Genomic DNA, 21,638 nt, shown 5'->3' on the forward strand with positions numbered 1-21,638 from the left:
CATCGTGAACATGCGAAACGGGATTCCTATTGTTCAGTCGGTGAAGAATACAAGTCGTCCACAGGGTAGATTGTGGAAGGCCATAACAAACCCATACAAGCGATATATCGAAATGGCAATGATTGTCGATGGATGTGAAGCGATTGTCGTTATGCCATATAAACGTAAGTGGGTTCGCCAGTACATTAAAGAAGGTTGGTCAATCGTAAAGGAGTGGTCGGTCTCATGAAAATAAATGATGAAATTCTAGACCGTCTTGGCGTGTATTTTGTATATCACAATGTACATGCCAAATACGGCATAACATTTGAGAGATTCGTAGACCGGTGGCAGAAGGGTGTGAACTTTGATGGATGCTAAAATGCTCGAAAAGCGAATCGCTATCTTAAAAGAAGTTAATAGACTTACATCAAAATGCAATTGCCAATCAGCGAAAGAGTCCGAGTCTTGTGCTAATTGTATGAAAATCCAAAATTACGGTAAGCGATTGTTGAAATTGGTAAACAAGCGAGTTCAAACTAGTGTAGTTAGTGGCTCTGATGAAGGCCCTGACCTTCCCAAAACGATTTGGACAGAGGATATGTTGCGAGTTATCCTCCTTAATCATAAGAAAATGACATATACCCAGTTGGCAAATAAATTAGGAGTAACACGAAGACAGGTAAATAGCAAAATGGATCGATTGGGATTGAAATGTAAGGTAGAAAGCGCGTTATTCCAACTTTATGTAGATGGTGTATTTGTATGTGAAGGCAGTATTCGAGATATCGCAAATGAGACTGGCTATGGCTATCACAGATTATATCAACGTACCAGAGTGCATGCAAAACACGATAAATTGAGAATGGAGAGAGTGAAATGAACATAAATGAATTTCAATTTAAATCAAGACGCACGTTTCCGTTGCAAGGTAAACCAAGGAATGATGTGGAAACGAATTGGATTTTATCAAACTATTCACTAGGACTCATCGGTGAAGCCGTAGAGGTTTTTGAAGCATTCGTTAATGGGATTGTATTTGAAAAAGATTTAGAAGAGTTTATCCATGAAATAGGTGACGTCACTCATTATGCTGCTGGTTTAGCATCTATTTATCAATTAAAGTTACCAACTGAATATCCGACTCCAATCGGTAAAGTTGAAGAATGGATTGCGGAATTACTTATTAACTGTAAAACAATTTCGGAATTCACTAAAAAGAATGTGTATCACAGAAAAGATATCGCATTCCCTCATGGATCATTGAATGAAGTGTTTGTTCTGTGTGCAGCTATCGCTAAACATTATGGTTACGAATACGGACAAGTAATGCAGATGAATATTGATAAATTAAAAAATCGTCATCCGAATGGGTTTAATGCTAATGATAGTATCAAGCGTGTGGATACGGTGCAGTAGAAAGAAGGTGAGGAAATGAGATTTTTAGACCTCTTTGCTGGCATAGGAGGATTTAGATTAGGACTTGAACAAGCAGGACATGAATGTGTCGGCTATGTTGAGTGGGATAAATTTGCTAGAAAAAGCTACGAGGCAATACACAATACAGAAGGAGAGTGGACATGGCATGACATCACAACAATTGACTACAGAAACGTACCAAGAGCAGACTGTTGGACATTCGGATTCCCTTGCCAAGACATTTCAGTCGCAGGAGAACAAAAAGGATTTAGTGGAAATAGATCCTCTTTATTCTTTGCAGTCACTAAGCGATTACGCCAAATCAAAGAATGGGGTTCCGAAAAAATGCCTACCTACTTACTCATTGAAAATGTTAAAAACTTTCTATCAGTTAATGGAGGTTGGGACTTCATGCTTGCCCAAGCTGAATTGGATGAAATCGGGTATGACTTGGAATGGGACGTACTCAATTCAAGAGATTTCGGAGTTCCACAAAACAGGGAAAGGGTGTTCATTGTCGGACATCTTAGAGGAAGAAGTACCAGAAAAGTATTTCCTGTCAGAGGAACAAGTAGCGAGGCTAACTCTATCGAAATAATAGCTCATAGAAAAGGCTATCGAAGAAATACACAAGTCTTTAATCCAACTGGTATTACAGAAACCTTAGACACAGGTCAAGGTGGAGGGCGAGGTCATTACACTATAATGATGAACCGCAATGAAATAAAGGGTGAAACAGATGTTAGTCATAGTTTAATGGCTCGAGATTATAAAGGGATTGGAAATCAAGCTATGGCTGCGGTTGCGATAAAATCAACTGAAATAACAATTAAAGAGAACGGCATAGCAATTCGAGAAGCTACTAAAAAAGGATTTGATACAGCTTATCCAGGTGATTCTATCAACTATTCTTTACCAAACTCAAAGACTCGTAGAGGACGTGTAGGGAAAGGAGTAGCCAATACATTGGACACTGGATGCCAACAAGGTGTACTTACAGAAGAATACAGTATTAGAAAACTGACACCGCGTGAGTGTTGGAGATTACAAGGCTTTCCCGATTGGGCATTTGATAGAGCTGTAGCTGTTAACTCAGATAGTCAGTTGTACAAGCAGGCGGGGAATAGTGTAACAGTGAATGTTATTGAAGCAATCGGAAAGAAGCTTTACTAAAAAACGAAATAAACAAACAAGGTAGGTGTTGCATATGCCTACGTTATCGCGTAGTGAAATACAGAACATCGAGAAATACTGGATTGAATACGAACAATATAAGAAGAAATTAAAATATCGCGAGTGGGAATTGTTGCATCCACATAACGATGGTGGCGAACTGGTAGGTGGTCGTAGTAACACAATTTCTGATACAACAGCCAAGAAAGCCATGGTGCTTGCTAGCGATGCTTATTATCAAAATCTAAAGCGCATTATAAAGACTGTGGAAGACCTATACAGGGACTTAGACGAGGATATGCGTACCATCGTTGACATGCGTTACTGGGACAAGGATGGTTGTTACGAGTGGGAGGATATTGCGGATAAATTATATATGTCCAGACATAAGGTATTGCGTAAGCGAAATATCCTTATTGATAAAACAGCAGAAAGGATTGGGTGGGTGTAAATGCTAAGGTCAATAAAAGAAAGGAAATTAAAGAAAGTAATATTTAGTGTTATTGGATTTGGAGCTGTATTTGCTATGTTCATCTCCTGGGTTGTCAATAAGTCAATTCTTTGGGCAATCATTCACGGTATTTTTGGATGGCTGTATGTGATTTATTATGTAATAAAAAAGTGAACTTCCTAACACTAGCGAAGTTCGCAAAAATCTATAGTAAATTGATATTGTGATAGTTTTCAAAAGCGCACGGAAATGCGTTAATCAAATTTCCTTACAATAATAAGTCGTTTGCTTGTACGACTACTTACAAACAAGCGTGAGAGGCTACTAGTTATGGGTAGTCTCTTTTTAGTTGAGTAATTTATATGACAATACATTCCATTTATACTATCATATAGGTAGAATGGAGGTGTTGGTATGGGCGAAAAGGTCGAGTCTTCAGAAGTAGATTTGGAATTAGCGATTGAAAAGGCTGTTGTAAACGGAGCTTCCGATGCACTAATAGTCTTATCGGCAGTAACTGGACTTGCAGAGTTATTAGATGAGAAAGGTATTATTGAATACGAAGAATTCATTGAAATCTTTAAAGAAAGATTGAAAATGAAATATGAAAAGTAATTGATATATATAGAGTCACATCTAACGAGATGTGGCTTTTTATTATGCCTTGAATACTGCATATCCTATCGGCCATTAAGTAATCGTAGGCGTTAATCGCGGGGTGTGAATAGGGTGTGCAGTCTTGAAGATATAAGAGGTCTGGTTCATGTTGAACTAGAGCTAAAGTAGGCGGTGGTTCACATAGAACTATCGTCTTTTATTATGCAGTCGAAAGCTAAACAGACTATAAAAGCTAATGAGCATCTATTATGAATTGTGGAGGGCGAAAGGAAATGAGAGAAACAGGAATGGTTATCGAGTGTGAAAGCAAGCGTCATAAATTCTTACTAGGATTAACTGACGATGGTTATCGTCGTGAGTGTCCTTTTTGTAGCAAATCCTTATTACAACCACGAGGTGCTTATAGCGCAAGTGAGATATACGGAATAAAAACTATAGGTCAAGCGTGGCGAGAGAAACGTAAAGAAGAATCCGATAAACGAAAACCATTAAGTATTGAAGTTGATGTGGATACAAACAAGATGCAATTAAAGTTACGAGCAATAGCAAAGCATACTGAAGCATTGGCTGATGAGTTAGATAAGATTGATGCAATGAATGATGAAGAAGTACCAACACGATTGGAAGGTTCAGATTAATCGTGACTGAATACAAAACACGTGAACAACAACAGCGATTTTACAACACGAAATCATGGCGCAAGTTGTCCTATCAAATTAAAAAGCGTGATAACTTCGAATGCCAAGAATGCAAACGACAAGGTAAAGTATTCATCGACGATGGTCGCATGAGTAAAACAGCTAACAGAAAAAAGATACAGCTTATCACGCATCACATCAAAGAGTTAGCACATCATCCTGAATTAGCAATGAATCCTGATAACTTAGAATGTATCTGTGTTAACTGCCACAATCGTGAACATAATCGCTATTTCCATAAACCATTTGCAATTAAGAAGAATAGGTTCGCTGATGATGAAAAATGGTAAGTGTACATCCCCCGGGGTCAAAAGTTTGTAAAATCCACGCCAAGGGGACATCGGTCATAGGGGTAGGTAACTGTCTGGATTTTTTTATTTCATAATCAATTTAAAGGGCATTTCTAGTGCGTCTAAGACGTTTTGGAAATTGTCTTATTTGTCGTTCCTCCAAACAATCAGAAAGGCGGTGGCGCTATGGAAATACCTAAATACGTCACTGACTATATTCAGTTGTGGCGAGACGGGAAAATAACTTTAAATGAAGAACGTGTGCAGCTTATTGAATGGCTGAAAGAAGATATTTTGACGATGAAAGATGCCTATTTCGATGTTGAGATGTTAGAACGTTTTATAACACGCACGAATGAACGTTATTTTCCTTTACAACCTTTTCAAACGTTTTTTAGTTCTTTCGTTTTCATGCGATACACAGAAGATGAAACACTAGTATTTGACGAGTTTTTACTTTACATGGCACGTGGTGGCGGTAAGAATGGTTTGATTTCTGCATTAGCTGATTTCTTTATTAGTGAGCTTCATGGTATTGAAAATTACAACGTTTCGATAGTAGCCAACAGTGAAAAGCAGGCGAAAACATCATTTGTGGAAGTCTACAACAAACTGAATAGTAAAGATGAATATAAAGAGTTGTATAAGATTCGTAAAGAAACAATCGAGAATAACGAAACACAATCGGTATTCCAGTTCCATACAAGCAACGCAGGAACAAAAGATGGTTTGCGTGATGGCTGTGTAATTTACGATGAAATACATCAATACGAGGATTCAACAATCGTTGATGTATTTGCATCAGGTCTTGGTAAAGTTGCGGATTCACGCCAATTTTATATCGGTACTGATGGTTATATTCGAGATGGCTTTATCGACAAAATAAAGGAACGTGCGAAGAATATCCTGGAGCGACAAGTAAGCGTTCAAGAAGATTCCCTTTTCCCCTTCCTCTGCACTGTGGATGACGAGGAAGAAATGCACGATTCGAGTAATTGGGAGAAAGCAAATCCAATGTTTCATAAGCCGTTATCACCGTATGCGAAAACTTTATTACGTGTTGTTACAAAGCAATATCGTAAGTTAGAAAACGATCCTAGTGGTTATGAAGAATTTGTAACCAAACGAATGAATTTACCAAAAGTAGATTTAGAGAAAAACGTAACAACGTGGGAAAAAATCCTATCGACTGATCAAGAGTATGATTTGAACAGTTTGAAAGGTCGTGAGTGTATCGGTTGTGTTGACTACGCATCCATTCGAGATTTTGTAGCATGTGGTTTATTGTTCTTGAAGCAAAACAAATACATACTGCCGAAAGAATTAACTTACTCGTATGTATGTAAACCATTTGCGGATAAGCATTACGCATACAGTCGTGATAAAGCAGAAGGTAACAATAAAAAAGATCATCGTAAATTCGCGCCAATACGTGAGTGGGAAGAAAAGAAACTACTTAAAGTATTGGACAAAGAATCAATGGATCCGTTTGTTGTTGTGAAATGGTTTGTTGACATGCGTGACAAAGAAGGTTGGAACATCAAGAAAATTATCGGAGATAACTTCCGTATGGAAATATTACAACCATTGTTCGAAAAAGAAGGATTTGAAGTTGAAGTCATTCGGAATCCGGATGCTGCAAGTGCATTGTTGGCACCGCGAATTGAATTAGCGTTTGATGAAGAACGCATTGTATGGGGGGATAACCCATTAATGCGATGGTATTGCAATAACGTATTGGTTGAGATAGGTAAGAACGGTGAAAAAACTTACAAGAAAAAAGAACGAGTGAAGCGTAAGACAGATGGCTTCATGATGTTCCTTTATGGATTATGGGCCACTCGTGATTTAGAAGATTTCGATGTTGATGACACGTTAGATGCATTAGATGCACTAAATTTCTAATCTGCTTCTTCCTCATAATCTGTGGAAGGCAAGGGAGGAGGTGAGACAAATATATGAGTTTTTTATCAAAGGTTTTTCAACGTAACAAATCACTTGATTCATCTTATGATTTTAATTTTGATGGTATCGAGATTGAACAAAGAGCCTATTTAAAAAGCATGGCGTTAGAAATTTGCATCGGTTTCATCGCTCGTACAGTAGCGCAATCGGTATTCCGTATTTCTGAGGATGGTAAACGTGTGTATGACGATTGGGATTACTTATTAAATGTACGTCCAAACACAGACCAATCAGCTGCTGATTTTTGGCAAAGGTTTGCGTATCGTGCCATTTTTGATAATGAGGTCCTTGTCATTAAAACAGATAGTAATGATTTATTAATTGCTGATTCATTTACACGCAAAGAATACGCCGTTTTGCCCGATGTTTTTTCAGATGTGACGGTGAAAGATTATACATTCAAGCGAACATTCAACATGGATGAGGTTATCCATATTACTTACAACAATGAAAAGTTGGATAAGTTTATGAAAGGTATGTTTGAAGATTATACGGAATTATTTAGCCGCATGATTCAAACGTCAATGTATTCTAATCAAATTCGTGCATTAGCTGGTATGGAATCAAGCCAAGATTTAAGCCCCGAGAAGTTAGCTAAATTACAATCGTTCATCGATAAGATGTTTAATGCATTTAAGACAAAAGCATTTGCTATCGTACCTAAGCTTAAAGGTTTTGATTACACCGAACTTACCAATGGTGCGAATGGTGGTCGTTCCATTGAAGATATTACGAAGATATCTGACAAAGCGGTTGAACATGTAGCGCAATTACTAGGTATTCCAGTTGCATTAGTTCGTGGTGATATGTCTGAGTATGAAACGGCTTTAAAAGCTTATGACAAGTTTTGTTACAGTCCGTTTTTAAAGAAAATTTCTGATGAATTGAATAATAAAACCATTGAGAAAGAGGACTATCAAAATGGTCGTAAAATTCAAGTTCGCGGTATCACTATGGAAAGTCCGTTAGATTTATTGGCAAAGGCTGATAAAGGGGTTGCTAGTGGCATTATCAATCCTGATGAAGGTCGTGAAATGATTGGTTTAGAGCCAACAGGTTTACCTGAAATGCAAGCTTATTACATCACGAAAAACTATGAAAAAGCAGAACATTCGAAGGGAGGTGAAAAGGGAAATGAAAGTAAAACGTCTGTTTAATTACAAAAACTCGCAATACGATGAACAACTAATGTCGGTACCGCATAATTTTGCTGTAAAGCATGATGAAAACAAAGCGGTCACGGAAATGACGATTTATGGCATTATCGGTGAAAGTTATTGGAGCGATAAATATACATCTGCAATTGATGTAGACAATGCGCTGAAAGAAGCAAATGGCAATAATGTTGTCATTCGTTTAAATTCACCAGGTGGTAGCGCGTTTGACGGCATTGCGATTTACAACCGTTTAATGAGCTACAAGAAAGAGTATGGTGCCAAAATCACAATTTACGTTGATGGATGGGCGTGTTCTGCTGCATCTATTATTGCAATGGCTGCTGATGAATTAATCATGGGCTTAGGTGCTATGTTTATGATTCACGAAGCGTCTAGTGGTGTTTGGGGTGCTAAGAATGACTTCCGAAGTGAAGCTGATTTATTGGAGCAACTAGAAGAGGGTATCATTGATATTTACATGACAAAAGCAAATGTTGACCGTAAAGAAGTTCGGAAGAAGGTTGATGCCGAAACATGGTTCAGCGCATCAAAAGCAATTGAAATCGGCTTTGCTACTTCTGCTGCTTCAACAACTGTGGAAGACAACCCAAAAGACGAGTTATCCAATTTACGAGCGCAAAATGCAAACTTACAAAATGAAATTTCACAATTAAAAAATCAACAAAATCAGGAACCTACGCCAGAGCCGGTACAACCGACTAACAAGCGTAAAGGGTTCCTTTTTTAATACACAAAACTAGGAGGTAACCAATAATGGTTATGAAATTAAACAATCACACTGACGCTTATGAAGAAGCGAAATTAAATTATGCAAATGTAGTTAAAAACGAAGAGTCAACACCAGAGCAAGTTGAAGAAGCTTGGGTGAACATGCAAGATGCGTTAGTAAACTCTTTAACAACTCAAATCTCGAACGAAGTAGCTAACAATACATTAGATCAAGTTGTTTTATCTAACCGTGGTGTAGATGTATTAACATCCGAAGAAACTAAGTTCTTCAATGTTGTTGCATCTGACGGTTTCCAAGATGAAATTGTTCTCCCATATACGATTGAAGAACGTATTTACGATGACCTAACAAGCGACCATCCATTATTATCAGTAATCAACTTCCGTGACTTAGGGACGATTACATTAACTGCTATTACATCGGAATATGAAGGCGCAGCTGTATGGGGTCCTATTTTCGGAGATATCAAAGGTCAATTGAACGCGGCATTCAAGCAAGAAAAAATTGCACAATCTAAATTAACAGCGTTTGTTGTATTGCCGAAAGACCTTGCGAAATTCGGACCTAAATGGGTAGCGGCTTATGTCCAAACGCAAATTACTGAAACATATGCAGTGGCATTGGAAAATGCGGTTATCAACGGCGCTGGTCCAACAAAAGAAGAACCGATTGGTTTAATTCGTGATTTAGCGGCGGCTGTAGATCCAACAAATGGCCATGCGAAAAAAGCGGCAACAGGGGCATTGACATTAGCTGACCCGAAAACAATCATTAAAGAATTCGCTGGAATTGGTAAAGAATTATCAGAGAAAGAAAATGGTAAGCCTTTAAACGTTAGCGGAAAGGTCGCACTAGTGATTAACCCTGCTGATGCTTGGGATTTAAAAGGTGACTTTACTATCCAAAACTCACTAGGTGATTACATTACAAAACTTCCTTACAATTTCATTCTTATCGAATCGGAATTTGCTACAAAAGGTGAGTTAGTTGCATTTGTAAGTGATCGTTACGATGCGTACCGTGGTGGTGGCATTGAGGTTACAGAATACAAAGAAACGTTAGCTATGGAAGATTGTAATTTACACATTGCGAAAACATTTGCATTCGGAAAACCGCGTGATAATAAAGTGGCAGCAATCTACACATTACCAGTAACTCCTTAATTCTAAGGGGTTACAGCTTTAAGGAGGGATAGCAATGTATAAAGTAGTCCGAGATTTCAAGGATAAAGATGGTCGTTTTTATCGAGAGGGTGACGTTTTCCCGGCACCTGACGCTAGAAAACAAACGACTGCACGTATCAAAGTATTGTCGTCCACAAATAACACATATGGTCAGATTTTCATTAAGAAAAACGAAACGCCAAAAGAGAAGTAGGTGAGTTAAATGAATGAAATCACAGTAGAACTTTTAGCTGAATTTAAAGAGCGTATGAAGTTAAGTGATGATGAAGATAGTAATTTAACTCGTATATTAAAAGCATCCGTTGAAGATTTAATTGATAAATGCGGAGACTACGACTTGTATACGAGCGAGAGATTCAAAGAACTCGTATTTGAGCGTAGTCGCTACGTTTACAATGATGCGATTGAATATTTTAATGATAATTTTTTATCGCAAATTACAACACTAGCAATTTCAAAGGTGCTCTCTACTTCATCATCTGTGGAGGGCAATGTCGGTGAAAAAGAATAATTACAACTACAACAATCAAACAGGCATGTATCGTCATAAAATTCTTTTACGTCAACGAACGATTACAACAGATGAACTTCTACAAGAAATCGAAACATATGAAGATTACGACCATTTTTGGGCCATGGTGAAAACATCGAAAAACGGTGAATCAATTACAGCCGGACAAGAATCAACAAAAGTTCAAAAGCGATATGTAGTGAAGTATTCATCTAAACTAGACGAATTTATCAATGCTGAAAAAACATCGTTCGAGGTTGTTCATAAAGGCGTTGTATTTGATGTAAAAGAGGCAATCAACGACAACGATACGAACGAAACTGTCACTATTTTTGTAGAGGGGCGTGTGTGATATGGCGAGTATTGGACAATTAGCCGCTGAAATCAATCGTCAACTTGCCCTCTATGCAAATCAAACTGATGAAACGGTTCAACAAATTGCTGAAAAGACAGCCCGAGAAGGTGTTGAAGAGTTAAAAGTAAAATCACCAAAGGATACAGGGGAATACGCTGAAAGTTGGACTTATAAAAAAGTTAGAGGGAAGTTTGTCGTCCACAATAAAAAACACTACCGTTTAACTCACTTGCTAGAAAAAGGGCATGCAAAAGTAAATGGAGGACGTGTTGCTGCACAACCGCATATCAAACCTGTTGAAACACAAATGGTGCGTGATTTCGAGGATGAATTACGAAGGGGGTTGAGTTAATGATGACTTTACCTGAATTGGCGCAAGCGTTAAATAAACTTTACCCGACGCGCTTTTCACATTTCATTTCTAAACAGGAGCCGCCGTTCATCTGTTACATTGATACAGATTATGACAACGTAAGCGCCGACAACGAAGTAATTGTCGAAGGTGTATACATTGATATAGAGCTTTACACAAAGACAAAAGATCTAACAGCAGAACGCAAAATAAAAGACTTTTTAAACACAAATAAATTGCCATACGGACAAAGCCCTACGATTTTCATCGAATCGGAAGGGCTTTTTCAATGCATTTTTTCAATCACATTAATTAATTAGGAGGTTTCTTGGATGAAATCAAACGAAATGAAAATGTTAATGCCTTTAGATATTCAAATGTTTGCGAACCGAGTTCAATATGGTTTGAATAACGTTCACTATGCAGTTTTAACACGTGCCGCTGATGGTTCTATCACTTATGGCAAACCTGTACGTATTCCTGGTGCTGTATCGATAACAACTAGCCCTACTGGTGGTGCTAATAACTTTTACGCAGACAACGGGATTTATTACGCTCGAAATGCTAACACGGGTTATGAGGGCACTTTATCTATCGCTCTTATCCCTGAACAATTCAAAATCGATGTATTAGGTGAAAGGATTGTTAACGGTATGTTAGCGGAATTCTCAGACGCGAAAAGTAACGATATTGCTTTATTGTATGAAATTGAGGGAGACGAAGAACAAGATCGCCTAGCGTACTATGACGTTACCGTAGCTCGCCCTAACAACAATGCTAATACTACAGGAGATACGATTGAAATCTCTCCAAATGAGTTGGCTATCACTGTTAAACCACGTACTTCTGATAAAGCTATCAAAGCTATTTCTAATAAAACTTTAGATCCTGATGTTTTCGCCAATTTCTTCACATCTGTACAAGAACCTGTACCAACTCCTACTCCGTAATTTAAATAAAAAACTAACAAATAAATGAAAAGGGGTCACATTAAATGGCAGAAAAAGTTATTAAGATTGGCGGAAGAAATACGAGTTTTAAAGTGGATGGATTTACTCCAGTTAAATATATGGAAGAAACTAATAATGACTTTATGGGAGATTTCCTGAAGTTCGAAAAAGCGATTAAGGGAATAGGCAATGTGGATACTATGGCGTTCTATCGTATGGCATATATCACTGCAAAACAAAGTGATGCTGGAATCGGGTCAATGAAACAATGGCTCTCGTCATTTGATGAGTTTCCGATTTTTGACGTCGTTGCAGAATTAATGCCACTTCTACAAAAGAATTTTATGTCTAATAAAAAGGACAAACTAGTAAGAAAAAAGTAGATAACGAGGAACCTATAACAACTGTAGAATATATTCTTTTTGCGAAAGAAAGCGGGTTGTCTTTGTTTGAGTTGCAACTCATGTCAATCGGCATGGTTTTGGATCACATACAATCATTTGCGGACTTAAAAACTCCCGAGAACAAAAAGGTTAGAAAAGCTACGAAAGCTGATATACAGGCGTTAAAGGCCATGTAATGAGGATTGGATTAATTTCCAGTCCTTTTTATTTTGCAAGAAAGGAGAGATTGTTATAGCTAGTTCACGTATCCGAGGCATCACAATTGAAATTGATGGTAATACCGACGGTTTAACAAACGCATTGAGAAGTGTGGACGACCAAGCAAAAGACTTGCAGAAAGAATTAAAAGAAGTAGATCAAGCATTACGATTAGATCCGACAAATGTGGACTTAATGGCACAGCGTCAACAAATTCTATCTCAAACAATTTCCGTTACTAGCGAACGATTAGGTGTTTTACGTCAAGCGCAAGCGCAAGTGGAACAACAATTTGCGAATGGTGATATCGGTGCAGATCAGTACAGAGCATTTCAAAGGGAATTATCCAATACTGAGGCACAATTAAACAGCTTATCGAATGAAGTTACATCGTCTCAAGCTAACCAAGAAAGATTGATTCAGTCCACACGTGATTTTAATACTCTGTTAGGTGCTACAGGAACAGAGCTAAATGATTATGTGGATTTACTAGGTTCAAGGCTAACTAGCGCTATACAGAACGGTACAGCTTCTGCAGACCAGATTAATAGAGCTATTCGATTGGTTGGTCAGCAAGCTATAGGTAGCAGTGCTAGTTTACAAGATTTACAACAAGCAATTCGTCATATTGACGACGGCGCTTCTTTTGATGATGTAGCCAATGATTTGCGAAACCTGGGAAGTGTAGCCGAAGACGCAGGAGATGAGATTGAAGGTCTAGGTGGGAAGCTTAAAGGAGTCGCCGCGGTAGGTGTAGGTGCTATGGCTACTTTAGGAGTTGCTATTAAAGAAGGATTAGACATGTCTCGTTTGGACACACAAATCGAAATGTCTTTGAGTTTAAATGAAGAGGATACTGCAGTTGTTAAAGAATCTATACGTGAAGTTTCCGCTGCACTAGGCGATGAAGAATTAGCATACGAAGGTGTTAGGCGTCAAATGTCTCTCAATCGAGATGCTTCCGTGTCTACCAATCAAGAGATTATTAAGGGCGCTTCATCTATTGCGTTTGCGTATAAAGAAATTGACTTTAATGAATTAATTCAAGAATCGCATGAGATGGCTAAGACGTTCGGAATTTCACAACAAGAAGCTTTAGGTATGACTCAAGCTTTATTGAAAATAGGATTTCCGCCAGAACAACTAGATATCATTGCTGAATACGGAAATCAGTTAATAGAAGCAGGATACACAGCTCAAGAAATACAAGCTATTATGGCCGCTGGCGTGGAGACTGGTACTTGGAATATCGATATTCTGCTAGATGGTATTAAAGAAGGTCGTATCGTTATGGCTGAGTTTGGCGCTGAAGTAGACCAGTCGATGAAAGACGTTCTAAAGGGTACTAATATCTCCGCTGAACAAATGCAAGTGTGGGGTCAAGCTGTAGCTGAAGGTGGTTATGAAGGCACAGATGCAATGCAAGCTGTTGCTTATGCTATTCAAGAAATAGATGATAAGACTAAACAAAACGAAGTTGGAGTAAAGGTATTCGGAACGTTATGGGAAGAAAACGGAACTAAAATAACTGATACTCTTATCAATATGAACGAACACCTTTCAACTAATGAAGATAATATGTTATCGTTCTCCGAATCTATTCAAGCAATGGATTCGGACCCATTGAATCGTATTAACCAAGCTATCAATGATGTGAAAACAGCATTAGAACCAACACTTTTAGTTATGGCTGAATTTGCAGGTAAAGTTGCTGATATGGTTTCAGCCTTACTAGACGGTGGAGAATCTACAAATGAATTTGCTACAGCAGTTCAAGAAACTTTTGATTCTATCAAAGAATTTGTCATACCAATAATTGATGAAGTTGTTGGATTTGTAAAAGATGAACTATCAGCCCTGAAAGAATATTGGGACGAAAACGGCGCTCAACTACAAGAAACGATAGAAACTGTGTGGAATGCTATTAAAGCCGTGTTTGAAGTGGTTCTTCCCATCATCGTAGGAATTATAACTGATGCTTGGGATAACATCAAAGGCATAATTTCAGGAGCTCTAGACATCATAATGGGTCTTGTGAAAGCTTTTTCCGGACTGTTAAGTGGAGACTTCTCTAAAATGTGGGAAGGAATAAAACAAATTTGGGATGGTGCGGTTGAGTTTATCTTTAATCTAGTTCAATTATGGATTTTAGGTAAAGTAGTAGGAGTCTTTAAAAAGTTTGGTACAGAAGTGAAGAAATTTGTTTCTGATGCGGTAGATACAGTTAAAAAGAAATTTGATGAAATTGTTTCTAAAATCAAGGACGTATTCAAGATTGATGACTTTGTCAAGATTGGTAAAGATGTTATCGACGGTCTAGTTAAAGGTTTTGTAGATTTTGCATTAAAACCTGTGAAGGCCATCGAAAAAATAGGTAAAGACATAATTGGAGCTGCTAACAGAGTATTCGACAGGCACTCACCATCACGCGTATTTAGAGCAATTGGTAATGACGTTATTTTAGGTATGAACCTTGGAATGCAAGACCAACAAAGTGGCGTTCTAAAAACAATGGATGATATCGGAAACAGCCTTATTGATGTTGCTGACCATTACGCTCAAGAAGAACGTAAAATCATGGAAGAATCTAATCAGAAGATAAAAGACATCGAAGAAAAAGCTGCTGCTGATATTGCAAAAATTAAAGAATCTAGTAGCAAAAAGAATCAAAAGTCAGCTAGTGATAACGCTAAAAAGATTGCAAAAATCGAAGAAGATTCTGCTAAAAAGATTCTCGAGATCCAAAAGAAAGCAACTGTGGACGCCAATAAACTTACTGGCGCGCAACGTAAAGCTGAATTAGATGAGATAACTAACTTTATTAGCGAACGAAACTCATTAAATCAAATGGGTGTACTTGAGGAAATCGCAATTTGGAAAACTGCTTCTGAATACTTTGAGGAAGGTTCTAAAGAACGTATCAAATCGCAACAAAACTATAAAAAAGCTGTCGAAGCTGTAAACAAAGAAGTGCTGTCCACAAACGATAAGTTCACTAAAGAAATGAACAAAATTACAGAGGATTTTACTAAAGAATCTGCTAAATTGTGGGATCAATACTATAAAGAGCTAGATGCTATTACCAAGAAGTTAGTTAGTTCTATGGGTGGATTAACATCTATCTTTAAAGAAACCGAAATTTCGGGACAAGATATGATTGCTGCTCAACAATCCCAAGTAGATGCGATGATTCAATGGCGTGCCACGATGGAAGGTTTATATTCTCGAATCGACAATGATGATTTAATCAAAGAACTTGAGGAAATGGGAGTTAAAGGACTTGGTGAAGTAAAAGCTTTAAACTCCCTCTCAGATGCAGAGTTACAAAACTTCGTTACTTTGTACGAAGATAAATTCAGACTTGCTAGAGAGCAAGCAGAGAGTCAATTGGCAGGTTCTAAAAAAGATGTTGAAAAGAATATCAAAGCCATGAAACGTACCGCTGATGATGAACTTGAGATATTACAAGACTCTTGGAATAAAAGTATCAGAAGTATTACTAAATCTACCGATAACGAGTTGAAAACACTTCAACAAGTGGGTGTAGATGCAGGTAACGCATTATTAAACGGTCTGTCATCCACAGAAGGTGCATTAAATGAAAAAGCTAAACAGATTGCTGAATCGATCAAGAATACCATGTCCTCAGTGTTAGGTGTAGATGCCGAAACTGGAAATGCATCATCTACTACATCTGCATTTGGTAGTATCGGTGGTGCACTATCTAGCACAATGAGTAGTGTTAGAAATAGTTTGTCTTCCACAAGAAGTTCTGGCAATGCGTTAAGTCGTAGTGCATCGATATCAAACAATGTGGATGTTCAAGTGCAATCAGCACCTATTTATTTAGATGGCAAATTAATAGCAGAAGCTACTTTCAATACAGTTAACAATATGACTTATAACCAAGCAGCCATAAAAGGAAGAGTGAGAGGATTGACGATGGCATGATAATTATGAACAAAGACGGAAGAAAAACGGATATATCAAAATATAGTTTGAAACGACTTTATCACTTCATACCGTCAATCACTATGTCACACCAGCTAAATCCTGTGGATGGCGGTATTGGTAGCATAATTTCAGATACAAGATATGAAAGCCGCATTATTACAGTGCGGTTTTTGTATGAATCTTATGATATACAGGATTATTATTTGTTGCGAGATGAAATTAACGCTTTATTCACTCGAGATAAATTCTTCTATATCATCTTCAAAAATGAGTCATATAAAAGATATAAAGTACGTTTGAACGGAAACTTTTTGGTAACGCCAGCACAATACATGGAACAATTTGACGTTGAATTCATCTGTGAAGATTTATATGCGGAATCTATATCTACTACACGTACTCATAAAGAGTGGGACTTGAATAGATGGGCTTGGAACGGCGAAATTACATGGGATGACGATTTGCGTTATGCATTCACGACTAATGAATTTACTGTAAAAAACCTAGGGAATGTAACTATAGATCCAAGGCAAGTGTATTGCATGATTGAAATTGAAGGGATTTTCGCTTCTGGAGTGACTATAACCAACAAGACGACAGGTGATGTTTATCATTACAGCGGACCTATCGATGATGACGATATGCTTATATTGGACGGCGTAAGGACTTTTTACAACGGCGAATCTAGATTCTTTATGACTAACAAAAGACTACTCACTTTGGTCCCAGGAGATAACAATTTCATTGTGACTGGCGGACGAGTAGATTCAATAATATTTGATTTTAAATTTTTATATCTATAAGGAGGATAACTAATGACTATAACATTACACACCACAGAAAATCCGATAAATCGAGAACAACGAGTAAGGATTAATCAGAACTGGGATTCTATTATTCGAGGTTTAAACAACCTTCAATTAACAATCAATACATTACCAAACGAAAATGATTTTCTAGATTTAACTAAGCGGGTTCAAGATGCGATTAATAAAGCTAACATTGCATCTGAAAATGCTAATGAAGCCACTATCGAATCTTATAAAGCTACGAACGATGCGCTTAAAGCTATAGCTGATGTAAAAGATCAGATTGCTCTATCAGAAAACACCACTTTACGTGCTAATAAGGCAGCTGAAAGTATTGAAGGTTGGGGAACTGCTACAAAATGGAACCTAACAAATAAATACATTAAAAACAATGTAGTTACTGATAACGGATCAACTTGGCAAGCTCTACGCACTAATGTTGCGGTGAAACCTGTAGAAGGTTTAGATTGGACATGCCTGGCTATGAGAGGTGTGGATGGAACTGGTGCTGTAGCATCTGTTAATGGAGAATTTCCGAATACTGACGGAAACGTAAATATCGACACAGGAAACACGCAAGCTTTATCTCAACATATCACTAACGAAACTAATCAAAAGCATATCGAAATATTCGATGTCGAACCAACTGATTATGTTGGAGTTGGATTAGCGCGAATTAAAACAAGTAGCCCAACTTCCGCACCTGTTAATCCTATAAATTACGTAGACAATTTGAAAGAAAATGATACGACAGGACGAGCAATGCATCCTCAAACTAATACCGGTATTGTATATGATTTCAATGAGGATCAATGGCTAGATGAAACTCTAGCAAATACAAAACAAAACATTAAGGATTTAAGCGATACAGTTTCACAACACTTGACTGAATATGAGAATAAGGCCATAAAAAAAGATGCAGATGACGTTGTGGTCATTACAAATAGTCCAACATCATTGGAAAGTACATTGCGAGGACTTGAATTAGATACTACGCTAATCGCTAATGCTACGCACTCTACTATTGCAGGTATGATTATCAGTCCTGAAATCACTAGAGCTATTTCTGACACTCATCAATTAGTAGCCGGAACTTATTTACGAACTCCTCAAATTTTAGGAAGTGGCAGTAATATTACAGATGCAGCTACTCTTTATATCCAAGGTGCTCCTATGGCTAGTGATATAGCTAGCGCGTTTGGTCTATTCATCAATGGTGGATTTAACAGAATTCGAGATACTTTAGGTGTAGGCGCTGTAACGAGAGCATCAAATACTTTACACGTTGGAACTCTTGCAGGAACTGCTCATCTAGCTTTAGAACGACTTGCAGGTGATGGCAGCCGAGGTAAAACAGTACTAGGTGCAGATGTAGGTGGATTTTATGTCATGGATGAAAATCTTACTAAAAAATTTACTGTAGATAATATCGGAAATTTAACATTATATAATGGAGTTAGGATACTTTCTGGTTCTGGTGCTCCTGAAGGTGGTACTGTTGCTCCTGTAGGGTCATTGTATTTAAGATCAAATGGTGGAGCAAATACAACGCTTTATGTTAAAGAATCTGGAACAGGGAATACGGGGTGGATTGCGAAATGATTGAAACTAAAACAGTTGTTATTCAAGACGGTAAAGTTATCAATATTGGAGATTGGGATTATGGTTACACGCAAGTAGTATTAAATGAAGAGGAAATCAGAGAAGCTCATCAATTGATAAATTTTTTAGAATCAGAACGAGACCGTAAATTAATGGATTTCGAAAAAGAGAAGCAGAAAGAAGGGTATGAAGGACCTGATGAGTTAGTTCTTCCGGAAGTGGATGTCGAAATACCTGAATCAATCATAGAAAATCAGGTGACAAACCCATTACCAGAAGGTGCAACATTTGAACAAATGGAAGTAGAATATACTGTTGATGGTGGTTATCGTGTTATCGATGCTCCAACTCCGAAAACTAATCAGGAACGTATTGTTGAGTTGGAAGATACGATTATTACTTTATTGGAGGAGCTATAATGTCAGCTTTATTTAACTTTTTAAAACGAATGTATGATGAACAACGTATCGACAACGAATATTTATCAGGACAAGTTGCTAAAGGGCGTATTACTGCAGAGCAATATAAAGATATTACTAACGTGGTTTATGCGTAACTTAATAAGATGTAAAAGAAAGGAGAGAATGAATGATTTATGTATCTAAAGGTTCGGAAGTTGAACCACTTATTCAATTTAATAATTTAGATATAGTAAAAGACACAAGCGGTAGTTTAACACTATCGCTTATTTCTTTGAATGTGGAAAATAATCCAGGTCATAAGCTTCTTGTAGAAGAATCGATTATACATGCTGATGATTTAGAGTTTAGAATTAAACAAATTACTGAATATCGTACACATAAAGAGATGCAAGCTGTATCTACATTCTTTGATTTAGTAGACACTAGGCGGAATGTTATATTTGATAAGACATTGGCTCCATTGAGTGAGTTTTTAGACTTCACTTTAGGAAATACAAGTTGGAGTTACACTACCGAAATTACAGCATCTTTTTTTATACAGGATTTTGGAGATGATAATGTAGTGTCTTTATTGAATCGATTATGCGAGCATATCGGCGCATGGTATGAAATAAAGCCGAATAAAAACATTGTGATAACGTATAAATTATCTGGAAGTTATAACGATTCCTTTTATAGGTATGGATACAATGTAAAATCGTTATCAAAGCATGTAGATACCACTAATTTAAAAACATTTATAAGAGGTACAGGAGCAAATGGGATTACCACTTCATATACGGCTCCTACAGCAACTCAATTTGGTATAAGAGAAGCTACTCCTATTGTTGATGAAAAGATAACGAGTGTTGGCGAATTGCAACATATCCTTAAAAATTCTATCGTTTCAGAACCACAAATTTCATTAGAGTTAGATACTATAGAATTGGTTAATAAATCGTTGGGTGAACGTGTATGGCTGATATACGAGCCTTTAGATATCGAATTAAGCACAAAGATAATGACTATTTACAAAACGTTTAGAAACGGTGAAATCGTTCCGTATAAAGTAGTTATCGGGAATAGCGTACCTAAAAACGCTAGTGATTTATTTGTTGATACAATGAAATATATAGAGCAAAGCAAAAAACAAATGTTATCGGACCTAAACAAGCATCAAACCAATATGATAAATGAAATGGAATCTCTTATGGTACTAGGTGTGCCGTATAAAGGCGCGTTGTCTTAAATGAAAAATACAATAAGTTTTTAAGCCTTCCACAATCATCTGTGGAGGGCTTTTATTATGCAGAAAAGGAAGGTGTCAAATGAAGACGGACACATTATATACATCACTTGTGGGTGGCTCAATGGCGTGGTTAGGGTACCTCGTTGGGGGTGTTGACCATTTGATTAAAGCATTAGTTATATTCATGGTAATCGACTATACTCTTGGCTTCATGGTGAGTTTAGTCTTTAAGAAAACCGAAAGTAAAAAGATGTTTAAAGGCTTAATCAAAAAGACAGCAATGGGATTAATGGTTATTGCTGCAGTGCAATTAGATACAGCGACAGAGAGCGGTAATTTCATGCGGAATGCTATGATTCTCTTTTTAATCGGAATGGAAGGTATCAGTATGATTGAAAACTTAGGTAAGTTAGGCATTCGTGTACCGAAGTTTTTAGCGAGTGCATTCACTCAGTTGCAAATGGATAATGACGATAAATCGAAGGATGGTGAAGGTAAATGACTAGTGTAACAACAACGTGTCGTGATTTATCAGAGCTAACACCTGCAGCACAGCAAGCCTGTAGATTACTTTTTCAGGAGTGTTACAAGGCTGGTATTCACAATATCTTCATCACAGAAACATATCGCTCACAAGAACGCCAAAACTACTTATATGCACAAGGTAGAACACGCCCTGGTCAAATCGTTACATGGACATTAAGCAGTAACCACAAATCACGTCTAGCATGGGATATCGCGGTTGGTCCTCCACAATCTTTATATGATGTGACTACACTTAATCGAGTAGGGGCTATTGCGAAAAAGTTAGGTATTGAGTGGGGCGGAACATGGACAAACGCTATTGACCGTCCACACTTTGAGGTTAAAGCGTCTTGGAAAATGCCAAAGGGCTATGTACTAGGAAAAGTAGTTGTACCAAGTAATAGTAAGATGCAAGTTCAGTTAATTGTGGAAGACAAACCGAAGGAGGAAGTTAAAGTGGAAAATCCAAATTGGAATCCAGGATCACCAGCAATGTTTACAGAGGCAGAAGCGTTTTTAGCACAAGCTGTTAAAGAAGGTGTTATTCAACAAGCGCATTTAAATGATTTGAAAAATCGTACGATGACTACAGACCGTTTATTAGGATTGTATATTACAATTCAACAACGACGAAATAAGTAGA

General features: G+C 37.5%; 28 protein-coding genes. All 28 read left to right on the top strand.

Going from position 1 to position 21,638, the window contains the following annotated elements:
- Nucleotides 1-10: 10 nt before the first annotated feature.
- The 28 genes from ACIQZG_RS04425 to ACIQZG_RS04560 all read left to right on the top strand — a co-directional run bounded on the left by ACIQZG_RS04425 (nucleotide 11) and on the right by ACIQZG_RS04560 (nucleotide 21,637).
- Nucleotides 11-229: a hypothetical protein gene (locus tag ACIQZG_RS04425; protein ID WP_402753958.1), complete on the top strand. Its 219-nt coding sequence runs from the start codon at nucleotides 11-13 to the stop codon at nucleotides 227-229.
- A 120-nt stretch (nucleotides 230-349) separates the two neighbouring features.
- Nucleotides 350-862 (top strand): hypothetical protein, encoded by a 513-nt coding sequence (locus tag ACIQZG_RS04430; RefSeq protein WP_402753959.1) that lies wholly within the window; start codon nucleotides 350-352, stop codon nucleotides 860-862.
- A complete protein-coding gene (locus tag ACIQZG_RS04435) occupies nucleotides 859-1,398 on the top strand; it encodes a nucleoside triphosphate pyrophosphohydrolase family protein (RefSeq protein ID WP_402753960.1) in 540 nt (179 codons plus the stop codon). The genes ACIQZG_RS04430 and ACIQZG_RS04435 overlap by 4 nt, the downstream gene beginning before the upstream one ends.
- Before the next feature lie 15 nt (nucleotides 1,399-1,413).
- Nucleotides 1,414-2,571 (top strand): DNA cytosine methyltransferase, encoded by a 1,158-nt coding sequence (locus tag ACIQZG_RS04440; protein WP_402753961.1) that lies wholly within the window; start codon nucleotides 1,414-1,416, stop codon nucleotides 2,569-2,571.
- A 34-nt stretch (nucleotides 2,572-2,605) separates the two neighbouring features.
- Nucleotides 2,606-3,022, top strand: a complete 417-nt coding sequence (locus tag ACIQZG_RS04445) for a transcriptional regulator (protein ID WP_402753962.1) — start codon at nucleotides 2,606-2,608, stop codon at nucleotides 3,020-3,022.
- Nucleotides 3,023-3,196: a hypothetical protein gene (locus tag ACIQZG_RS04450; protein ID WP_402753963.1), complete on the top strand. Its 174-nt coding sequence runs from the start codon at nucleotides 3,023-3,025 to the stop codon at nucleotides 3,194-3,196.
- A 240-nt stretch (nucleotides 3,197-3,436) separates the two neighbouring features.
- Nucleotides 3,437-3,637, top strand: a complete 201-nt coding sequence (locus tag ACIQZG_RS04455) for a hypothetical protein (protein WP_402753964.1) — start codon at nucleotides 3,437-3,439, stop codon at nucleotides 3,635-3,637.
- Nucleotides 3,638-3,912: 275 nt separating this feature from the next.
- The gene (locus ACIQZG_RS04460) at nucleotides 3,913-4,278 is read left to right on the top strand and encodes a hypothetical protein (protein ID WP_402753965.1); all 366 of its coding nucleotides are present in this window, start codon (nucleotides 3,913-3,915) and stop codon (nucleotides 4,276-4,278) included.
- A gap of 2 nt (nucleotides 4,279-4,280) precedes the next feature.
- On the top strand, nucleotides 4,281-4,628 hold the full coding sequence (locus ACIQZG_RS04465; RefSeq protein WP_402753966.1) for an HNH endonuclease: 348 nt from the start codon (nucleotides 4,281-4,283) through the stop codon (nucleotides 4,626-4,628).
- A 186-nt stretch (nucleotides 4,629-4,814) separates the two neighbouring features.
- Nucleotides 4,815-6,533, top strand: a complete 1,719-nt coding sequence (locus ACIQZG_RS04470) for a terminase large subunit domain-containing protein (protein ID WP_402753967.1) — start codon at nucleotides 4,815-4,817, stop codon at nucleotides 6,531-6,533.
- Nucleotides 6,534-6,586: 53 nt separating this feature from the next.
- Nucleotides 6,587-7,750 carry a phage portal protein gene (locus tag ACIQZG_RS04475; RefSeq protein WP_402753968.1) on the top strand — a complete coding sequence of 388 codons (1,164 nt, stop codon included), beginning with the start codon at nucleotides 6,587-6,589 and terminating at the stop codon, nucleotides 7,748-7,750.
- Entirely contained in the window at nucleotides 7,728-8,498 is a 771-nt protein-coding gene (locus ACIQZG_RS04480; RefSeq protein ID WP_402753969.1) for a head maturation protease, ClpP-related, read from the top strand. The genes ACIQZG_RS04475 and ACIQZG_RS04480 overlap by 23 nt, the downstream gene beginning before the upstream one ends.
- A 26-nt stretch (nucleotides 8,499-8,524) precedes the next feature.
- Complete coding sequence (locus ACIQZG_RS04485) at nucleotides 8,525-9,664, top strand: phage major capsid protein (protein ID WP_402753970.1); 1,140 nt, start codon at nucleotides 8,525-8,527, stop codon at nucleotides 9,662-9,664.
- Between the two features lie 34 nt (nucleotides 9,665-9,698).
- Nucleotides 9,699-9,878 (top strand): termination factor Rho, encoded by a 180-nt coding sequence (locus tag ACIQZG_RS04490; RefSeq protein ID WP_402753971.1) that lies wholly within the window; start codon nucleotides 9,699-9,701, stop codon nucleotides 9,876-9,878.
- Between the two features lie 9 nt (nucleotides 9,879-9,887).
- Nucleotides 9,888-10,196: a hypothetical protein gene (locus ACIQZG_RS04495; RefSeq protein WP_402753972.1), complete on the top strand. Its 309-nt coding sequence runs from the start codon at nucleotides 9,888-9,890 to the stop codon at nucleotides 10,194-10,196.
- The gene (locus ACIQZG_RS04500; RefSeq protein WP_402753973.1) at nucleotides 10,183-10,548 is read left to right on the top strand and encodes a phage head closure protein; all 366 of its coding nucleotides are present in this window, start codon (nucleotides 10,183-10,185) and stop codon (nucleotides 10,546-10,548) included. The genes ACIQZG_RS04495 and ACIQZG_RS04500 overlap by 14 nt, the downstream gene beginning before the upstream one ends.
- A gap of 1 nt (nucleotide 10,549) precedes the next feature.
- Nucleotides 10,550-10,903 carry an HK97 gp10 family phage protein gene (locus ACIQZG_RS04505; protein WP_402753974.1) on the top strand — a complete coding sequence of 118 codons (354 nt, stop codon included), beginning with the start codon at nucleotides 10,550-10,552 and terminating at the stop codon, nucleotides 10,901-10,903.
- Nucleotides 10,903-11,223, top strand: a complete 321-nt coding sequence (locus ACIQZG_RS04510) for a hypothetical protein (RefSeq protein ID WP_402753975.1) — start codon at nucleotides 10,903-10,905, stop codon at nucleotides 11,221-11,223. Before ACIQZG_RS04505 ends, ACIQZG_RS04510 begins: the two co-directional genes overlap by 1 nt.
- 12 nt (nucleotides 11,224-11,235) lie before the next feature.
- The gene (locus ACIQZG_RS04515) at nucleotides 11,236-11,853 is read left to right on the top strand and encodes a major tail protein (RefSeq protein WP_402753976.1); all 618 of its coding nucleotides are present in this window, start codon (nucleotides 11,236-11,238) and stop codon (nucleotides 11,851-11,853) included.
- Between the two features lie 44 nt (nucleotides 11,854-11,897).
- Entirely contained in the window at nucleotides 11,898-12,236 is a 339-nt protein-coding gene (locus ACIQZG_RS04520; RefSeq protein WP_402753977.1) for a hypothetical protein, read from the top strand.
- Between the two features lie 330 nt (nucleotides 12,237-12,566).
- A complete protein-coding gene (locus tag ACIQZG_RS04525; RefSeq protein ID WP_402753978.1) occupies nucleotides 12,567-16,406 on the top strand; it encodes a hypothetical protein in 3,840 nt (1,279 codons plus the stop codon).
- Nucleotides 16,407-16,411: 5 nt separating this feature from the next.
- On the top strand, nucleotides 16,412-17,212 hold the full coding sequence (locus ACIQZG_RS04530) for a distal tail protein Dit (RefSeq protein WP_402753979.1): 801 nt from the start codon (nucleotides 16,412-16,414) through the stop codon (nucleotides 17,210-17,212).
- A 12-nt stretch (nucleotides 17,213-17,224) separates the two neighbouring features.
- The gene (locus ACIQZG_RS04535) at nucleotides 17,225-18,820 is read left to right on the top strand and encodes a hypothetical protein (RefSeq protein WP_402753980.1); all 1,596 of its coding nucleotides are present in this window, start codon (nucleotides 17,225-17,227) and stop codon (nucleotides 18,818-18,820) included.
- Nucleotides 18,817-19,239 carry a hypothetical protein gene (locus ACIQZG_RS04540; RefSeq protein ID WP_402753981.1) on the top strand — a complete coding sequence of 141 codons (423 nt, stop codon included), beginning with the start codon at nucleotides 18,817-18,819 and terminating at the stop codon, nucleotides 19,237-19,239. Before ACIQZG_RS04535 ends, ACIQZG_RS04540 begins: the two co-directional genes overlap by 4 nt.
- Nucleotides 19,239-19,376 carry an XkdX family protein gene (locus ACIQZG_RS04545; RefSeq protein ID WP_402753982.1) on the top strand — a complete coding sequence of 46 codons (138 nt, stop codon included), beginning with the start codon at nucleotides 19,239-19,241 and terminating at the stop codon, nucleotides 19,374-19,376. Before ACIQZG_RS04540 ends, ACIQZG_RS04545 begins: the two co-directional genes overlap by 1 nt.
- A 32-nt stretch (nucleotides 19,377-19,408) precedes the next feature.
- Nucleotides 19,409-20,470, top strand: coding sequence for a phage tail protein (locus ACIQZG_RS04550; protein ID WP_402753983.1), 1,062 nt, complete (start codon nucleotides 19,409-19,411; stop codon nucleotides 20,468-20,470).
- A 79-nt stretch (nucleotides 20,471-20,549) separates the two neighbouring features.
- Entirely contained in the window at nucleotides 20,550-20,972 is a 423-nt protein-coding gene (locus tag ACIQZG_RS04555) for a phage holin family protein (protein ID WP_402753984.1), read from the top strand.
- Entirely contained in the window at nucleotides 20,969-21,637 is a 669-nt protein-coding gene (locus tag ACIQZG_RS04560) for a M15 family metallopeptidase (RefSeq protein WP_402753985.1), read from the top strand. The genes ACIQZG_RS04555 and ACIQZG_RS04560 overlap by 4 nt, the downstream gene beginning before the upstream one ends.
- Nucleotide 21,638: the final 1 nt, after the last annotated feature.

The organism is Lysinibacillus sp. NPDC096418, assembly GCF_044762775.1.
In the GTDB taxonomy this organism is placed as follows: Bacteria; Bacillota; Bacilli; order Bacillales_A; family Planococcaceae; genus Lysinibacillus.

What these genes read in the sequence shown, in the direction of transcription:
- ACIQZG_RS04440 (WP_402753961.1), top strand. Translation starts at nt 1,414, where the DNA reads ATGAGATTTTTAGACCTCTTTGCTGGCATAGGAGGATTTAGATTAGGA.
- ACIQZG_RS04450 (WP_402753963.1), top strand. Translation starts at nt 3,023, where the DNA reads ATGCTAAGGTCAATAAAAGAAAGGAAATTAAAGAAAGTAATATTTAGT.
- ACIQZG_RS04455 (WP_402753964.1), top strand. Translation starts at nt 3,437, where the DNA reads ATGGGCGAAAAGGTCGAGTCTTCAGAAGTAGATTTGGAATTAGCGATT.
- ACIQZG_RS04470 (WP_402753967.1), top strand. Translation starts at nt 4,815, where the DNA reads ATGGAAATACCTAAATACGTCACTGACTATATTCAGTTGTGGCGAGAC.
- ACIQZG_RS04505 (WP_402753974.1), top strand. Translation starts at nt 10,550, where the DNA reads ATGGCGAGTATTGGACAATTAGCCGCTGAAATCAATCGTCAACTTGCC.
- ACIQZG_RS04425 (WP_402753958.1), top strand. Translation starts at nt 11, where the DNA reads ATGCGAAACGGGATTCCTATTGTTCAGTCGGTGAAGAATACAAGTCGT.
- ACIQZG_RS04560 (WP_402753985.1), top strand. Translation starts at nt 20,969, where the DNA reads ATGACTAGTGTAACAACAACGTGTCGTGATTTATCAGAGCTAACACCT.
- ACIQZG_RS04555 (WP_402753984.1), top strand. Translation starts at nt 20,550, where the DNA reads ATGAAGACGGACACATTATATACATCACTTGTGGGTGGCTCAATGGCG.
- ACIQZG_RS04535 (WP_402753980.1), top strand. Translation starts at nt 17,225, where the DNA reads ATGACTATAACATTACACACCACAGAAAATCCGATAAATCGAGAACAA.
- ACIQZG_RS04550 (WP_402753983.1), top strand. Translation starts at nt 19,409, where the DNA reads ATGATTTATGTATCTAAAGGTTCGGAAGTTGAACCACTTATTCAATTT.
- ACIQZG_RS04540 (WP_402753981.1), top strand. Translation starts at nt 18,817, where the DNA reads ATGATTGAAACTAAAACAGTTGTTATTCAAGACGGTAAAGTTATCAAT.
- ACIQZG_RS04495 (WP_402753972.1), top strand. Translation starts at nt 9,888, where the DNA reads ATGAATGAAATCACAGTAGAACTTTTAGCTGAATTTAAAGAGCGTATG.
- ACIQZG_RS04435 (WP_402753960.1), top strand. Translation starts at nt 859, where the DNA reads ATGAACATAAATGAATTTCAATTTAAATCAAGACGCACGTTTCCGTTG.
- ACIQZG_RS04530 (WP_402753979.1), top strand. Translation starts at nt 16,412, where the DNA reads ATGAACAAAGACGGAAGAAAAACGGATATATCAAAATATAGTTTGAAA.
- ACIQZG_RS04515 (WP_402753976.1), top strand. Translation starts at nt 11,236, where the DNA reads ATGAAATCAAACGAAATGAAAATGTTAATGCCTTTAGATATTCAAATG.
- ACIQZG_RS04485 (WP_402753970.1), top strand. Translation starts at nt 8,525, where the DNA reads ATGGTTATGAAATTAAACAATCACACTGACGCTTATGAAGAAGCGAAA.
- ACIQZG_RS04510 (WP_402753975.1), top strand. Translation starts at nt 10,903, where the DNA reads ATGATGACTTTACCTGAATTGGCGCAAGCGTTAAATAAACTTTACCCG.
- ACIQZG_RS04520 (WP_402753977.1), top strand. Translation starts at nt 11,898, where the DNA reads ATGGCAGAAAAAGTTATTAAGATTGGCGGAAGAAATACGAGTTTTAAA.
- ACIQZG_RS04545 (WP_402753982.1), top strand. Translation starts at nt 19,239, where the DNA reads ATGTCAGCTTTATTTAACTTTTTAAAACGAATGTATGATGAACAACGT.
- ACIQZG_RS04460 (WP_402753965.1), top strand. Translation starts at nt 3,913, where the DNA reads ATGAGAGAAACAGGAATGGTTATCGAGTGTGAAAGCAAGCGTCATAAA.
- ACIQZG_RS04480 (WP_402753969.1), top strand. Translation starts at nt 7,728, where the DNA reads ATGAAAGTAAAACGTCTGTTTAATTACAAAAACTCGCAATACGATGAA.
- ACIQZG_RS04475 (WP_402753968.1), top strand. Translation starts at nt 6,587, where the DNA reads ATGAGTTTTTTATCAAAGGTTTTTCAACGTAACAAATCACTTGATTCA.
- ACIQZG_RS04430 (WP_402753959.1), top strand. Translation starts at nt 350, where the DNA reads ATGGATGCTAAAATGCTCGAAAAGCGAATCGCTATCTTAAAAGAAGTT.
- ACIQZG_RS04490 (WP_402753971.1), top strand. Translation starts at nt 9,699, where the DNA reads ATGTATAAAGTAGTCCGAGATTTCAAGGATAAAGATGGTCGTTTTTAT.
- ACIQZG_RS04445 (WP_402753962.1), top strand. Translation starts at nt 2,606, where the DNA reads ATGCCTACGTTATCGCGTAGTGAAATACAGAACATCGAGAAATACTGG.